A 15452-nucleotide genomic window follows, 5' to 3' on the forward strand; every position below is an offset into this window, starting at 1 on the left:
ACATTTAATGAACCAGTCTGATGATTTAGAATACCAACTTGATACCTTAGCCATTCGTACCGGACATACTCGTAGTTTTGAAGGTGAGCATGGCGAACCGATTTTTTTGACATCATCTTTTGTATATGAAAATGCAGAAGAAGCTGCAGCAAAATTTTCTGGTCAAGTTCAAGGAAATATCTATTCTCGTTTTACCAATCCGACTGTATCGATGTTCGAAAAACGTTTAGCAGCTTTAGATGGTGCTGAACGTGCTGTTGCGACAAGCTCTGGAATGGGCGCGATTTTGTCAGTTACTATGGCATATCTCAAAGCGGGTGATCATGTTATTTGCTCAAGAGCAGTTTTTGGTTCAGTTGTTGCCTTATTTGAAAAATATATTGCCAAGTTTGGTGTAGATATTACATTTGTCGATTTATGTGATTTAGACGATTGGAAAAAGGCAGTACGTCCAGAAACCAAACTCTTATTTGTTGAGTCACCGTCTAATCCTCTAGCTGAGATCGCAGATATTCAAGCGCTTGCAGATATTGCCCATGCTAATGGTGCATTACTTGCGGTTGATAACAGTTTCTGTACGCCTGTTTTACAGCAACCATTAAAGTTTGGGGCAGACCTTGTAATTTACTCGGCGACTAAATATTTAGATGGGCAAGGGCGCGCATTAGGTGGTGCTGTTGTCGGTAATCATCAGTTATTAGAAGAAGTTTTTGGTGTTGTCCGTACGCTTGGACCATCAATGAGTCCATTTAATGCATGGGTTTTCTTAAAAGGCTTAGAGACTTTACGTTTGCGTATGAAAGCACACTGCGAGAGTGCTCAAATTCTTGCAGAATGGTTATCTACTCATGAAAAAGTAGAAAAAGTTTACTACGCTGGTTTGCCAAGTCATGAAGGTCATGAGCTTGCTGCCAAACAGCAAAATGGTTTTGGCGGGATCGTTTCTTTCGTAGTTAAAGGCGAACGCGAAGGTGCTTGGAAGGTTATTGATAATACTAAGTTTATTTCAATTACTGGTAACTTGGGCGATGTGAAGTCAACAATTACACATCCTGCAACGACTACACATGGCAAACTTTCTGCTGAAGCAAAAGCTGCTGCGGGTATCCAAGAGGGTCTAATACGTGTATCGGTAGGCTTAGAAGATATTAATGATATTATCCGTGATATCTCACGTGGTCTGGATCTGATCTAATTAATTCTATCGAAATAACACTCTTTGGTTATTTTGTTCATGAAACCATCTCTTTAATCGAGATGGTTTTTTATATTTAAATGTTACTCAAATTTCAGAATCGCAATAAAAAACCTACATTTTTGTTTAAATGAGGGCTAAGAGTACAAGGTATAAAGACTTTAAATTTAATTAAAAGAAATGCGAGTTTTAAAATGCTTAAGCCTATTGCTATTGTTGTTGTGGTGGGGGTAATCGGGGTAGTTGGATACAAATTGCTGACCAAACCGCATCAACACCCAGTAAATGAAACAACCTTATTGATTAACAATGCAGAGAAGTCGGTGCAAGAAGCAGATAAATCTATTCAAGAAGCAAATACCTCCTTTAAGAAAGTTCCCTTAAGCGAATATAAAACAATTGATAAAGGTCTACAGGCATCTCAATAGTGCTATGAGTTTTTATAAGACTTTAACGTATGTCATCTAAATATTTAGGAAGTGTACCTAAATATGAGCATGTTACTCATGTAGCTATGTGAAATAGAGCGAGAGATACTGATAGAAAACATTAGTCTATTGTGTCAGAATTACGGATTAATTTGAGTTCAACGCACTAATCTGTATGTATTTTAATCGCATAGGTTGGTTCAATGAGATTAAGTTTTTATAAAGTATTACCAGATAACCAATAATACTTTAAAGATTTGATAGAGATACGGAGTAAAGTTATGAATATCAATATGCTCATGCAGCAAGCGCAGCGCATGCAAAAAGATATGGAAACAAATATAAAAAAGGCGAAAGAAGAGCTTGCCCAAACTGAAGTCCAAGCAGAAGCTGGTGGTGGTTTGGTTAAAGTAACCATGAATGGTCGCTATCTTGTAAAACGTATCGAAATTAACCCTGAATTACTTCAAGATGAACCAGATATGATTGAAGATTTGATTGCTGCAGCGGTAAATGATGCTGTGCGTCAAGCAGAAGTTATTTCAGAAGAAAAAATGCAAAAAGCGAATTCTGGTATGGGCTTGCCACCTGGCTTAGCGGGCATGTTCTAAGGAAGTTCTGTGTTTAGTGATAGATTTGAACAACTCGTTCAAGCTTTACGTATATTGCCTAGCGTTGGTCCGAAATCGGCTCAACGTATGGCATTACATCTTTTGATGAAAAATCGAGAAGGTGCGTTCGCATTAGCTCATGCTTTACATGAGGCTTCAAGTTATATTCATGAGTGCAGCGTTTGCCATTCTCTAACTGAAAATGAAATTTGTGATATTTGTGCCTCAACTGAGCGAGAAGATCAACTATTGTGTGTAGTTGAATCACCAGCAGATGTCATGGCGATTGAGCAAAGTGGTAGTTTTCGAGGTAAATACCATGTTTTAGGGGGACATCTTTCTCCTTTGGATGGTATTGGCCCAGAAGAAATTGGTATTCCTTATCTGATTCAGCGCTTAAGTCAAGGCACTATTGAAGAAGTGATTTTGGCAACTAATGCGACTGTAGAGGGACAGGCAACCGCTCATTATTTGGTAGAGGCGACTAAGCACTTACCTATACACATGACGCGTATTGCTCAAGGTGTACCGCAAGGTGGTGAACTTGAGTATGTAGATAGCCATACCTTAAGTCAGGCAGTTCATAACCGTATGAGAATGAAATAAGCATTTCGATGCTTATTTCTTTGATGCGATATAAAATTGAATTAAATTTATTAATTTAGCTATTAAAGGCAAATATTATTCTGTCTTTAATTAGAAAAAATCGTTTAAATAAAATATGAAAGCACATAAGAATGAAAAAGATCTTAGAGATTTTAAAGAATGAATATTTGGAGTTAACTTTAAAAGTATAAATAAAAGATCAAAAAATTATCTATTTTCGAAAAATTGTTCAAAAATAGAGTATTCATAAAGGTTTAAGTGGTAATTTCCTACTTCTATGTTATATATACCAGAGTTCTAAGCACTCTTTGCATTTACTTGAGAAAGCATGTTTCAGTTTATCCAACAGCAAACCGAATTGGTTGATGTTCTTCAAAAAATGGATCAATGTTCGATATATGGACTTGATACAGAATTTATTAAGGTTGACACACTCTGGCCTAAACTTGGGGTATGCCAAGTCAATGTAAATGGTAATGTCTATCTGTTGGATGGTGTTTCATTAGATCTAAGTCAGTTTTGGAAAAAAATATTTCTCGCACAGCAAAATATTTTTCATGCATGTGGGGAAGACATCGATTTAATCTATCATTACGCTGATCAAGAAGATTTGCTTAATGTGTTTGATACTCAAGTAGGTCTTTCTTTCTTAGGTCACGGACTACAAGTGAGTTACCAAGGCGCTTTAAAGCTTTGTCTCGATATTGACATTGAAAAAGATCAAACAAGATCTGATTGGTTGGCAAGGCCTTTATCGCCTCAGCAACTCTGTTATGCAGCCAATGATGTTCTATATATAATGAAGTTAGCTCATCATATTCAAGAACAACTTAAGCAGAAAGGGCTTTATGACTATGTTCTTGAAGATTGTAGTAGTTTAACTAAAGAAATTATTAGTGAAACGCCTAAAGAGTTACTCTATACCGATGTTGGTAATTATCGTCATTCGCGCCGTCAATTGATGCAATTGCAAAATTTAAGCGAATGGCGTGATTACATTGTTAAAGCGACGAATCAGCCACGTAGTTTTATTCTTAGAAACTCAACCATGATTGATATGGTTGAAAAGAATCCACGTAATAGTTTTCAACTCTCGCAAGTTAAAGATATTCGCCCAAATGTAGTTCGTGAATATGGAAAAACGATTCTAGAATTACTGAAAGATTTACCTAATGAAAGTGAATGGCCAACAAGAATTGCCAAACCTTTTAAAGTAACATCTAAAGAAACTTTAAATAAAATGGATATGGTACTTGCCCATGCAATAAGTGAAACTTCTATTCCTAAAGAAGTATTACTTAGAAAAAAATGGCTAAATGCAATTCATCAACATGTTCTTTCTCAAGGGGATGAACAAGATTTACCTGATTATCTTTTGGGTTGGCGTTATGAGTTATTAACTCAACCATTAATTCATTTATTTCAAGAAGAAAAAGAAAGTCTATCAATTTAAAATGAGTTGATAGTTAAAATTTAAAAGGCTCATCTTCGTGATGGGCTTTTTTTATTAAGGATAGTGAATGGCTTAAAGTTTAAATTGAGTAGTTTTTATTTAAAATAATAGATATTTTACGGTAATAGTTAATAAAATAAATAATTATATTAAACAATTAACTTATTTTAAAAAGCTAGTAAAGTGATGAATTGGATGGGTTTTAATTTGTAAAAGTGATAATGAATTAAATTAACCGATTCAATGAGAAAAATTCAATTGATTAAACATACAGGTCTGTATATTCTTGAAGACAAGAAAAACAATTTCAATATGAATAATATATAACTATAAGTTTGTTTCAGTGCAGAAATAAGAAAGCCGACCCAATTGGGTCGGCTTTTTATTTTTTAATGATATAGCTCAGTTAAAATGTCAGTAGGTTATTAAATTTTAAAAGTTAAGTATTAATCTTCTATGGATTTTTTGTGAATGAAGCAGCAAGTTTAGCTACAAGTTCTTCAGCTTTTTGAAAAGCATTTTCTAATGAATTTATATGTCGTTCATCTCCAAACTCTTGATATTCTGAGGCAATTTCATAAATTTTCTCTACACCTAAATATTTACTGAGTGTACGCAGGTGAGGTACAAGATGATTCATCTTGTGACGAATTCCATCTTTCTCAAAACCAAACTCTCCACTAGACGTGATAATGATTAAAATTTTTCCAGATAAAAGAGGTTGTAAAGGGAATTCTCCTCGAGCAAGGTCAAAATCAAATGTTTTATTAATTCGAATAATTTGGTCAAACCATGCTTTTAGTTGAGCAGGCATACCGTAATTGTACATAGGAGAAGAAATTAGAATGATATCTGAACTCGAAACCTCCGCTATTAACTGATCGGATATTGATAAGACATCGCATTGAGTTTGTGTTCTTTTATTTTCAGGTGTGAATACAGCATCAATCCAGTCCTGAGTAATAAATGAAGGCGGATTCATTCCCACATCCCGATAAATATACTCATCCATAGGCCTTTTATTTTTCCACAAACTGACCAATCGGCTGGCAATACTTTTTGAAATAGAATTATGATTTGGATTGGGGTTAATTGCAGCTCGTACGCTGGCATCTATATGTAACATTTTGCTCATCATAAATTCCATAAGGGTTAGGAGTTAATTTATTCTGAGTTTTAAATGAGAAGTAGACAAACGAGAAAATTACAGCTATAGATGATTTTAAATCACCTATAACTGTGATTCAGGAGAAAGCATGCAAGTCTCATTGCAAGCACTTAGGGCATTTGAATCAGCTGCTCGACTAGGCAGTTTTAAATTGGCTGCTGAAGAGCTTTCGCTAACACCGACTGCAATTTCACATCATATTGCCAATCTTGAAAGCAGGTTAAATGTTGATTTATTTCATCGACAGGTAAGAAAAATAACGCTTACAACGACAGGTGATAGGCTAGCAGTAGCGATTTCTGAAGGATTTCGTAAAATTGAAGATGCGCTAGATGAAATAACAGTAAATGGAAATACACTCAGAGTAGCTACCACATCCTCATTCGCAGCAATGTTGTTAATTCCCTTAATAAATGAATTTTATCAATTACATCCTGATATCTCAGTTGAATTTTCTACAGGTGAAGTTTTAGAAAGTCACTTATATACATTACCTATTCGATATGGTGATGTATCTTTAGTACCTTCTAACGATATTCTTAAATATGAGTCTTTTAATCTATTTGGTACATCTAAATTTGATCCACTAGAACATTCTAGTGAGCCAATAACACTATTTACCACAGAATGGAAAAATAAAGCATTACCAAGTCCGCCACTAGAGACTTGGCTTGAGCTGAATGGATGGGACCGAACGCAAATAACAATTAAGAAGTTTGATCAGGAAATTTTTGGAATACATGAGGCATTATCGTCCAATGGACTCGTATTTTGTTCTTCTACACTTGCCCAGAGATTTATTAAAGCGAATCTTATACAATCTCTTAAAACTAAATCAGTTCAATCTGAGCTGTGCTATTACATCCCTAATAAGGAAGATTTTAAAAATAGAAATGCCAGAAAATTTATTGAATGGATAGAAAGATTATTTAATCAATAAGCTTATATTTTTGATTGGAATTAACTACACAACACCAAAACTATATAAGCTTTTTATGCTATAAAATGAGATAAATTAATAATTAGAGAGATAAATATGCTTAATAACTTTAGTGCTGAACAAGCGCGTCAAAATGCTAAAAATTTTAAAATCAATCAAGAGGCCATGCTGGAAAAAATTTTAACAGGCACTGAAACTGATTCTAAAGCAGGGAAGCGAAAAGCAACTTTCCTGTTTCCGATTGATGCTGTAAGTCCTGATCACCTCACACAAGTAGAAGAGGAACTTAGGGGTAGAGGCTTCAATGTATCAACCAATATTGAACACTCTGGTACTACCATAACGATAGAAATAAGCTTTTAAATATCGATTTTTTGTTAGACCGCTCTTTTAAAGGCGGTCTTTTATATCGTATTAAAAAAGAAGATAAATTTATTTACATTTAAACGTATGTTAATCATGATTTTATTTGACAGGTTCTACCATCTTCTGTAGCTTTACTTTTTGAGTGGAATATGGATATGAACTTCCAAACAATACTTTTATCTTTCAAAAATCAATCTACTGGTACAGATGCATTTAAAGATTTAAAAAATGCTTGTGAACAGTCTCTTAAAGAATCTAAAAATACAAAAGAAAAAGCAGCAGTCTATTTGATCTATGGTTTTGCACGTAGCTACGTGATTTTATATGAAGATGAAGCAGTCACAACTGAATTTGCCAAGGTGTCTAAGACTACGCTCATAGGCTACATGGAATGCCTCAATGAAGCTCTATTAAGTCAAGATGATAGTGCTATTTTGAATGCCTTAAATCAAGTAACTGATAACTATATAAAGAGTTCTCGAGCCTTTTAAATATCATTAATTTGTACTGGTAAAAAATACTTCTTTAGCTTGGGCTAAAGAAGTATTCAAAGTTTGTATTAATGGGACTTTTTCTTACCGCCGCCATCTTGTTTATTGACGGTAGACCATGCGATTCGTTCAGCTTCTTCTTGAGAATGACCTCTGTCTACTTCACTCTCAACAATATGTTTAGCCTGTCGTTTTTGCTTTGCTGTGTAAGCTGTTTTATCGCCACGAGGCATAAGTTCATCCTCCACATCTATTATTAAGATACTTATTATTGAAACATGTTGAGAATTTAAACCAGTTAAGTAATGTCTGCTAATGTTTGTTAAGTGGTTAGAAGTTTTACTTAAATGTGAATTTAAAAAGGTAATAGCTAATTTTAATACGATAAATTTCATAGTATTAAAGGGTAAAATTATTAAAAACAGATCACAAAAAGTACTTAGTAACGAACCATTTCTTATTTTTTTCTAAAATTGTTTTTATTTTATTAAAATGGATAATTGTATTTAATGTTTAAAATCAGCAACTTATTTTATTTGTATGTAAGCTGGCTTTAGTCTAGAACAAAGTTATTATCGACCTTAATCAACGTTGTGGGTTAATATTTCCCAAGAATTAAAAAAACGACTGATGCGTAAACAAACCTGCGTGGGTGAGTCGTTTTTTTTCATGTATGCTGTCCTTAGTTCAAGAGTTGATTTGAAATGCACTGTGATATTTATAGATCGAGCAAAAAAGATGAAATGTACATTTATATTGCTCGTCCAAACTATCCTGACGATGCGGAACAAGCTGATCCGTTTGAAAATGTTCCTGAAGCTGTTCTACAAGCGTTTGGCCGTGCAACGTTTGTCATGCATTTAGAATTAGCTCCAACACGTAAATTGGCGCGTGCTAATGTTTTACATGTTTTAGACTCATTACAAACAAAAGGTTTCTTTATTCAGATGCCACCAGAAGGGTTAATTAACCCGAATGCGGTTGAACCAGAGGGCTTACGTGGTGCGTGAAAATCAAACTGGAATAATGAATCAATTATTCTCTTTTTTGGATTTTATTCCTGAAGATGCTATTGCTTTAACAGCTTATGGAATAGGCGCTATTATTGCTTTGTGGTGTTGGTGGCGATTAATGCGCCGTCTTCCTACAACTTTTGGTGCGATTAGCTGGCTTATTGTATTTGCTATTTTAGTCACACCAACAGTGTCTGAAGGTCCAAATGCATCGGTAGCACCTGCTATTTTTGGACTACTTTTTGGTGTTTTAACTAAAGATAGTCCTCTAATCTGGTCAAATTTATCTTTAATTCTGTTTGTAGTTGGTCTAGGTTTGGTTATTGGCTATTGTTGGTCAAAATATTCAACAAACAAAAGCATGCGTTCCATCTAACCATTGAAATAGAAAAATAAGGTCTTCACATGTCTGCTGATACCCAACATTTTACCGGTACAGATCAATATATCGCGACTGACAGTCTTAAGCTCGCTGTAAAAGCAGCCCGTGCTTTACAAAAGCCTTTACTGGTTAAAGGTGAACCTGGTACGGGTAAAACTTTACTTGCTGAACAAGTAGCAGAAAGTTTGGGCTTAAAACTCATTACTTGGCATATCAAATCGACAACCAAAGCACAGCAAGGGTTGTATGAATATGATGCTGTTTCTCGTTTGCGAGACAGCCAGTTAGGTGATGACCGTGTTTACGATATTAAGAACTATATTAAACCCGGTAAATTGTGGGAAGCTTTCACCAGTGAAGAGCGTTGTGTCTTGTTAATTGATGAAATTGACAAAGCAGATATTGAGTTTCCAAATGACTTGTTGCATGAACTCGATAAAATGTCTTTTTATGTTTATGAAACAAGTGAAACCATTACGGCAACACAACGCCCAATTGTAATTATTACCTCGAATAATGAGAAAGAGTTACCAGATGCTTTCTTGCGTCGTTGTTTCTTTCATTACATTGAGTTTCCAGATGAAGTGACCATGCGAGAAATTATCGATGTTCATTTCCCGAATATTTCTGCAACACTCGTCAACGAAGCTTTACAGGTTTTCTTTAAACTACGTGAAATTCCTAATTTGAAGAAGCCACCATCAACTTCCGAATTAATTGATTGGTTAAGCTTGCTCATGGCAGATGATATGCCTGAAGATGTATTGCGTAATCGAGATACATCTAAAGCTATTCCACCGTTATATGGCGCTCTCATCAAAAACGAGCAGGATGTGCAACTCCTCGAACGTTTGGCTTTCATGTCTCGACGTTAAAGGAGGGAATAACCCATGTTTGTGCGGTTATTTTACACCTTACGTAAATACGGTGTTCCAGTTACAACTCGTGAGCTTATTGACTTAAACCGTGCTGTAAGTGAAGGTTTAGTTTTTGCCGATCAAGAAGAGTTCTATCAACTTGCTAAAACTATTTTAGTTAAAGATGAACGCTTTTTTGACAAGTTTGACCGTGCCATAAAAGACTACTTTGACGGTATTGAAACCTTTGATTTGGATGAGTTGCTTAAGCAAGTTCATAAACTACCAAAAGACTGGTTCGATTTAGAGCTTCTAGAAAAACATTTAACTCCTGAACAAAGAGCAGAACTCCAAAAAGCAGGTTCCTTAGAAGAACTGATGAAAATGCTGGAAGAGCGGTTACGCGAACAGCATAAGAAACATCAAGGCGGCAACCGCATGGTGGGTACAGGTGGTACTTCACCTTTTGGGGCTTTTGGTGATCATCCTGAGGGAGTACGGATTGGTGGGCCGGGTCGTAAACGTTCGGCTGTTAAAGTATGGGAACAGCGTAAATATCAAAATCTAGATGACGACCAAGTTCTTGGTACTCGTCAGATGCAAATTGCTTTGCGCCGTTTGCGTAAATTTGCACGTCAAGGTGCAGCTGAAGAGTTGGATGTTGACGGTACAATCCGTGAAACAGCCAAGCAAGGTATTCTTGATGTTCAAATGGTACCAGAGCGTCGAAATCGAATAAAAGTGCTTATGTTGTTCGATGTAGGCGGTTCTATGGACGCTCATATTGCCCAATGCGAGAAACTCTTTAGTGCCGCTAAAACTGAGTTTAAGACACTTGAGTACTTTTATTTCCATAATTGTCTCTATGACTATGTTTGGAAAGATAACCATCGCCGCACAGCTACCCGTATGAATACATGGGATCTATTTCACACTTATGGACGCGACTATCGTGTAATTGTAGTGGGTGATGCCAGTATGGCACCGTATGAGTTGAAATCGGTGGGTGGCTCGGTTGAATATATGAATGATGAGACTGGTGAGGTTTGGTTACGCCGCTTACGTCAACATTTCGATAAAACAGCTTGGTTAAATCCTGAAACTGAAGGGTATTGGCATTACACTCAAACCATTGGCTGGATTAAAGAAATTTTTGAAAATCATATGTATCCAATGACGCTAAAGGGCATTGAAGATATGACTCGCTACCTTTCTCGATAAGCTTAATAACTTTAATAATTTAAAAAAGAGAGATGACATGCAACATCAAATTAACGGTATTGCTTTGCCGAATGAACAAGGATTTTTTGGTGAATATGGCGGACAGTTCATTCCTCCACATTTAAAAGAGGCAATGGATGAGATTAATGTTGCTTATGAAGAGATTCGCCATACCCCTGAATTTAAAAATGAATTAGCAGATCTCTTTACGAATTATGTAGGCCGTCCAAGTCCTTTATTTCATGCGAAGCGTCTTTCTGAACAGTTAGGCGGTGCACAAATTTATTTAAAGCGTGAAGACTTAAATCATACGGGTGCACATAAAATCAATCACTGTTTAGGTGAAGCTTTACTTGCCAAGTATATGGGTAAAAAGAAAGTAATTGCTGAAACAGGTGCTGGTCAGCATGGGGTTGCTTTGGCAACAGCTTGTGCTTTAGTGGGGATTCCATGTGAAATTCATATGGGGCAAGTCGATATCGAAAAAGAGCATCCTAATGTTGTCAAAATGAAAATTTTGGGTGCTCATTTGGTCGCAGTAACACGTGGTACAGCAACATTAAAAGATGCTGTAGATAGTGCATTTGAAGAATATTTAAAAGACCCAAAAAACTTTATATATGCGATTGGTTCCGTGGTGGGTCCACATCCATTCCCTAAAATGGTTCGTGATTTTCAATCGATTATTGGTACAGAAATTAAAGAACAAACACATCATCGTTTTGGAAAAAATCCGGATTATGTTGTGGCATGCGTCGGCGGCGGTTCAAATGCAATAGGCGCATTTACTGCATTTTTAAATGACTCAGACGTAAAACTGGTAGGCGTTGAACCAGCTGGACATGGTTTAGACACCAATATGCATTCAGCAACACTAACTTTAGGTAAGCCAAGTCAAATTCATGGTATGGCCTGTTATGTCCTTGAAAATGAGAACGGTGAGCCTTCACCAGTGCATTCTATTGCTTCAGGACTTGACTACCCAGGTGTTGGTCCACAACACAGTTTTTTAAAAGATTTAGGTCGTGTTGAATATAGCACTGCAACTGACCAAGAGTGCTTAGATGCTTTTATGACGCTTTCTCGTGTTGAAGGTATTGTTCCTGCGCTTGAAAGTTCACATGCTGTTGCATGGGCAATTCGTGAAGCTCCTAAATTAGCAAAAGAAACCATGATTGTAGTGAATCTATCTGGGCGAGGAGATAAAGATTCTGATTATGTCTCTGAAAAGCTTAAGCTTTAAAACCCATTAAACTATAAAAGCGGTCCAGAATTTAAGGACCGCTTTTTATTTTGAATATCTAAATTAAAATTTAATTAAAGTTCATCATTTTATAATTAAAACAAAGTATTCTGATTTTAACGTGTGATTGTTCGAGATAGGCGTGTAAAACTCCGGTTCACAAGGCAAAGCGTTGCTTTGCTGTACCTCACTCAGTAGAATAGTCACTTTGCAAAATTTGCCTTTGGAGACGCCTAAGTGGAGCGACCGACGATTAGCCCTGAAAATTTACAGGAAGCGGCTGAAAATTTATCAACAATTCGAGATTTTATTCGTTTTGGGGTATCAGCATTACGTCAACATGATGCACATTTAGGACAAGGTACTGAAGATTATTTTGCAGAAAGTTCTGCATTAGTTTTACAAACCTTATCTCTTGAATGGTCAGCAGACGCAGAAATTCTAGATGCGAAGTTATTACCAAGCGAGAAAGCAGAATTTTTAAGCTTATTGGAACGCCGTATCAATGATCGTATTCCAACATCTTATTTATTAAACCTTGCTTATTTCTTTAATAAGCCATTCTATGTAGATGAGCGTGTATTGATTCCACGTTCACCAATTGCAGAATTAATTGAGCAACGTTTTGCACCATATTGTTTAGATGAAAATGGTCAAATGCGCGAAGCTCTCAATAATTTGCCAGAAAATGCAAAGCCTAAAACTCCGCACCGTATTTTAGATATGTGTACAGGTTCTGGATGTATTGCAGTTGCTTTGGCTTATGCTTATCCAGACGCTGAAATAGATGCAACTGACATCTCTAAAGAAGCTTTAGAAGTTGCTTCAATTAATACTGAGCACCACAATAAGCAATATCAAGTTGCATTGCTTGAGTCGGATCTATTCGCCAAGATTCCAGCTGAAAATCAATATGATTTGATTGTAAGTAATCCACCGTACGTTGATGCTGAAGATATGGCCGACTTACCAGAAGAATTTTTACATGAACCTGAACTTGCATTGGCAGCGGGCCAAGATGGTTTAGACTTAGTTCGTAAAATGCTTGCACAAGCGGCAGACTACTTAACTGAAGATGGCCTCATTGTCATTGAAGTAGGTAATTCTGAATGGTCAATGCGTCAGAACTTTAATACGATTGATTTCAACTGGCTCACTTTCCAAAAAGGTGGTTCAGGTATTTTTGCTTTGACTGCTGAACAATGTCGCCGTTATAGAAAACTATTTGAAGAGCAAATATAAGGAGTTGGGCATATGGCAGGGAATAGTATTGGACAACTCTTTCGTGTAACTACTTGTGGTGAGTCTCATGGCGTTGGCTTAATGGCAATTGTTGATGGTGTGCCACCGGGCCTTGCGTTAACCGAAGAAGATCTACAAAAAGATCTAGACCGTCGTAAGCCAGGTACATCAAAATTTGCGACTCAACGCAAAGAGCCTGATCAAGTTGAAATTATTTCAGGTGTATTTGAGGGTAAAACCACTGGTACACCAATCGGTTTATTGATTCGTAATACTGACCAAAAATCGAAAGATTATGGCAATATTGCCCAAACTTTTAGACCTGGCCATGCCGACTATACATATACGCAAAAATACGGTTTCCGTGACTATCGTGGCGGTGGCCGTTCAAGTGCTCGTGAAACTGCTATGCGTGTTGCAGCAGGTGCAATTGCTAAAAAATATTTAGCAGAAAAATTTGGCGTTTTGATTCGTGGTCATGTGACACAAATTGGTAATGAAGTTGCCGAAAAACTGGATTGGAATGAAGTTTCGAATAATCCATTTTTCTGTGGTGATGTAGACGCTGTTTCGCGTTTTGAAGCCTTGGTGACTTCTTTACGTGAACAAGGAACAAGCTGCGGTGCAAAGCTAGAAATTTTAGCTGAAAAAGTTCCTGTGGGATGGGGCGAACCTGTTTTTGACCGTTTAGATGCTGACATTGCTCACGCGATGATGAGTATTAATGCGGTTAAAGGTGTTGAAATTGGTGATGGCTTTGCAGTTGCTGGACAGTTTGGTCATGAAACACGTGATGAAATGACCAGTAATGGCTTTTTAGCGAATCATGCAGGTGGTATTTTGGGTGGTATCTCAAGTGGTCAGACCATTCGAGTCGCTATTGCACTAAAACCAACAGCAAGCATTACGACACTAGGTAAAACGATTAATTTAAATCGTGAAGATACTGATGTGTTGACTAAAGGCCGTCATGATCCTTGCGTAGGTGTTCGAGCAACTCCAATTGCTGAAGCAATGTTAGCAATTGTTTTGATGGATCACTTCTTACGCCATCGCGCACAAAATGCAGATGTTATTCCACCATTTGCTCCAATCGAACCATAGTCATAATTTTTGACTAAAGTAAATAAAACCCCATATTTAAATTAAATATGGGGTTTTAAATTTTTATTCCATTAAGTTTGATTAAATTTTAAATTATTTTCTTGTCTTATAATATTTATATAAATATAATATTCTGCGAATTATTTTTGAGTATATTCATCTGTAGAACTTGGCAATTAAATATTGTTAATTTTTACTGCACCCGATATCTATATTTATCACTGAAAGTTAATTTACTCAAATTGCTTTTATATAAGTTTATTACATATTTAAATTTTTATTACTTTAAACAAAGAATTTTCAAAGTCATCATTGAAATTGGGGAAATATCAATGAATCAGTGTACATATAGAATTGGCTGTATGTCAAAGGATAGGCTATTGCCTAAAAATTTAGAGGCAATGATAAAAGTTATTCATGACTTATCTTTGTCATCTCATCTTGTGGGGAATTGGATATATAGTGAAGACAATCCTGATATACATATTATTGATTTAGATAGTGGTTATACCAATATTCTTATTCCAAAAAAAATTAAGATCGTATTAAGTAATAATCCTGAGCTTTTAAAGGGCTATCAGTATGGTTTGAAGAGACCAATAAGATATCAGGAACTTCTCAATATTTTACAAGATATTGAGAAGAATGAATATTTTAAAACAAGTCACCAAGAACGTATAATAAATAATGAGAATATAGTGTCTAAAGATCATTTAGAAACAAAAATTCTTTATAAGCTTGTCTGTTATCCAAACTTTAAAAACATTCATGCCGAGCAGATTGTTAATGTTACTAGAGTTTGTGCTTTATTATCTATTGAGTCAAAAACAGCCCAAGAAATTAAGAGGTTTTTGAATTTATCTATTGATGAAATACAAAAAATTATAGAAATAATAAAAAAAGAAGCCTATCCAAATTATGAAACAATACATGAGAATATTGTTTCGATTTTACCATTTTCAACTGAAGCTATTTCCACAGTACCGCAAAGAATAGAACAAAATTCACTATTTTATTTTTTAATTAAATTTTGGAAGAGGTTGAAAGGCGAGCTCTAATTAAATGGAATTTTTTCTATATTAGATTATCTGAATCTAGTAATTTTCATTATATAAAAACAGGATTTTGATGT

Annotated in this window: 18 protein-coding genes; 16 read left to right on the forward strand and 2 right to left on the reverse strand. The window is 35.8% G+C overall.

Annotation, left to right across the window (positions count from 1 at the left end; genetic code table 11):
• Positions 1 to 7: 7 nt before the first annotated feature.
• The 5 genes from ACLBWE_RS01010 to ACLBWE_RS01030 all read left to right on the forward strand — a co-directional run bounded on the left by ACLBWE_RS01010 (position 8) and on the right by ACLBWE_RS01030 (position 4293).
• Positions 8 to 1195 (forward strand): O-succinylhomoserine sulfhydrylase, encoded by a 1188-nt coding sequence (locus tag ACLBWE_RS01010; protein ID WP_347018331.1) that lies wholly within the window; start codon positions 8 to 10, stop codon positions 1193 to 1195.
• Positions 1196 to 1389: 194 nt separating this feature from the next.
• Complete coding sequence (locus ACLBWE_RS01015) at positions 1390 to 1623, forward strand: hypothetical protein (RefSeq protein WP_017390619.1); 234 nt, start codon at positions 1390 to 1392, stop codon at positions 1621 to 1623.
• Positions 1624 to 1904: 281 nt separating this feature from the next.
• Positions 1905 to 2234: a YbaB/EbfC family nucleoid-associated protein gene (locus tag ACLBWE_RS01020; RefSeq protein WP_004642711.1), complete on the forward strand. Its 330-nt coding sequence runs from the start codon at positions 1905 to 1907 to the stop codon at positions 2232 to 2234.
• 9 nt (positions 2235 to 2243) lie between these two features.
• Positions 2244 to 2840, forward strand: coding sequence for a recombination mediator RecR (gene recR, locus ACLBWE_RS01025; RefSeq protein ID WP_017390620.1), 597 nt, complete (start codon positions 2244 to 2246; stop codon positions 2838 to 2840).
• Between the two features lie 328 nt (positions 2841 to 3168).
• Positions 3169 to 4293 carry a ribonuclease D gene (locus ACLBWE_RS01030; protein ID WP_004642712.1) on the forward strand — a complete coding sequence of 375 codons (1125 nt, stop codon included), beginning with the start codon at positions 3169 to 3171 and terminating at the stop codon, positions 4291 to 4293.
• A 454-nt stretch (positions 4294 to 4747) separates the two neighbouring features.
• Here the strand turns inward: ACLBWE_RS01030 and ACLBWE_RS01035 are convergent, their stop codons facing one another.
• A complete protein-coding gene (locus tag ACLBWE_RS01035) occupies positions 4748 to 5431 on the reverse strand; it encodes an FMN-dependent NADH-azoreductase (protein WP_447600591.1) in 684 nt (227 codons plus the stop codon).
• Positions 5432 to 5549: 118 nt separating this feature from the next.
• Between ACLBWE_RS01035 and ACLBWE_RS01040 the strand changes: the two genes are divergently transcribed.
• From ACLBWE_RS01040 to ACLBWE_RS01050, 3 genes are all read left to right on the forward strand, one after another.
• Positions 5550 to 6401: a LysR family transcriptional regulator gene (locus tag ACLBWE_RS01040; RefSeq protein WP_447600593.1), complete on the forward strand. Its 852-nt coding sequence runs from the start codon at positions 5550 to 5552 to the stop codon at positions 6399 to 6401.
• A gap of 96 nt (positions 6402 to 6497) precedes the next feature.
• Positions 6498 to 6764 carry a hypothetical protein gene (locus ACLBWE_RS01045; RefSeq protein ID WP_004642715.1) on the forward strand — a complete coding sequence of 89 codons (267 nt, stop codon included), beginning with the start codon at positions 6498 to 6500 and terminating at the stop codon, positions 6762 to 6764.
• A gap of 158 nt (positions 6765 to 6922) precedes the next feature.
• On the forward strand, positions 6923 to 7258 hold the full coding sequence (locus ACLBWE_RS01050; protein ID WP_447600595.1) for a hypothetical protein: 336 nt from the start codon (positions 6923 to 6925) through the stop codon (positions 7256 to 7258).
• 68 nt (positions 7259 to 7326) lie between these two features.
• On the opposite strand, the gene ACLBWE_RS01055 is transcribed toward ACLBWE_RS01050, so the two are convergent.
• Positions 7327 to 7491 carry a hypothetical protein gene (locus tag ACLBWE_RS01055; RefSeq protein WP_002113596.1) on the reverse strand — a complete coding sequence of 55 codons (165 nt, stop codon included), beginning with the start codon at positions 7489 to 7491 and terminating at the stop codon, positions 7327 to 7329.
• Between the two features lie 471 nt (positions 7492 to 7962).
• On the opposite strand from ACLBWE_RS01055, the gene ACLBWE_RS01060 reads away from it, so the two are divergent.
• The 8 genes from ACLBWE_RS01060 to ACLBWE_RS01095 all read left to right on the forward strand — a co-directional run bounded on the left by ACLBWE_RS01060 (position 7963) and on the right by ACLBWE_RS01095 (position 15378).
• Positions 7963 to 8268: a YcgL domain-containing protein gene (locus ACLBWE_RS01060; RefSeq protein ID WP_003651616.1), complete on the forward strand. Its 306-nt coding sequence runs from the start codon at positions 7963 to 7965 to the stop codon at positions 8266 to 8268.
• The gene (locus ACLBWE_RS01065) at positions 8261 to 8647 is read left to right on the forward strand and encodes a hypothetical protein (protein WP_003651617.1); all 387 of its coding nucleotides are present in this window, start codon (positions 8261 to 8263) and stop codon (positions 8645 to 8647) included. The genes ACLBWE_RS01060 and ACLBWE_RS01065 overlap by 8 nt, the downstream gene beginning before the upstream one ends.
• A 29-nt stretch (positions 8648 to 8676) precedes the next feature.
• Complete coding sequence (locus ACLBWE_RS01070; RefSeq protein ID WP_004642719.1) at positions 8677 to 9528, forward strand: AAA family ATPase; 852 nt, start codon at positions 8677 to 8679, stop codon at positions 9526 to 9528.
• A 15-nt stretch (positions 9529 to 9543) separates the two neighbouring features.
• Positions 9544 to 10731 carry a vWA domain-containing protein gene (locus ACLBWE_RS01075; protein ID WP_045432574.1) on the forward strand — a complete coding sequence of 396 codons (1188 nt, stop codon included), beginning with the start codon at positions 9544 to 9546 and terminating at the stop codon, positions 10729 to 10731.
• 37 nt (positions 10732 to 10768) lie between these two features.
• On the forward strand, positions 10769 to 11974 hold the full coding sequence (gene trpB / locus ACLBWE_RS01080) for a tryptophan synthase subunit beta (RefSeq protein ID WP_447600599.1): 1206 nt from the start codon (positions 10769 to 10771) through the stop codon (positions 11972 to 11974).
• Positions 11975 to 12211: 237 nt separating this feature from the next.
• Positions 12212 to 13216: a 50S ribosomal protein L3 N(5)-glutamine methyltransferase gene (gene prmB / locus ACLBWE_RS01085; protein ID WP_003651622.1), complete on the forward strand. Its 1005-nt coding sequence runs from the start codon at positions 12212 to 12214 to the stop codon at positions 13214 to 13216.
• 12 nt (positions 13217 to 13228) lie between these two features.
• Positions 13229 to 14320: a chorismate synthase gene (gene aroC, locus ACLBWE_RS01090; RefSeq protein WP_017389561.1), complete on the forward strand. Its 1092-nt coding sequence runs from the start codon at positions 13229 to 13231 to the stop codon at positions 14318 to 14320.
• A 332-nt stretch (positions 14321 to 14652) separates the two neighbouring features.
• Positions 14653 to 15378 (forward strand): hypothetical protein, encoded by a 726-nt coding sequence (locus ACLBWE_RS01095; protein WP_004642725.1) that lies wholly within the window; start codon positions 14653 to 14655, stop codon positions 15376 to 15378.
• Positions 15379 to 15452 lie beyond the last annotated feature (74 nt).

It is taken from the genome of Acinetobacter sp. M5A5_2a, assembly GCF_053345265.1.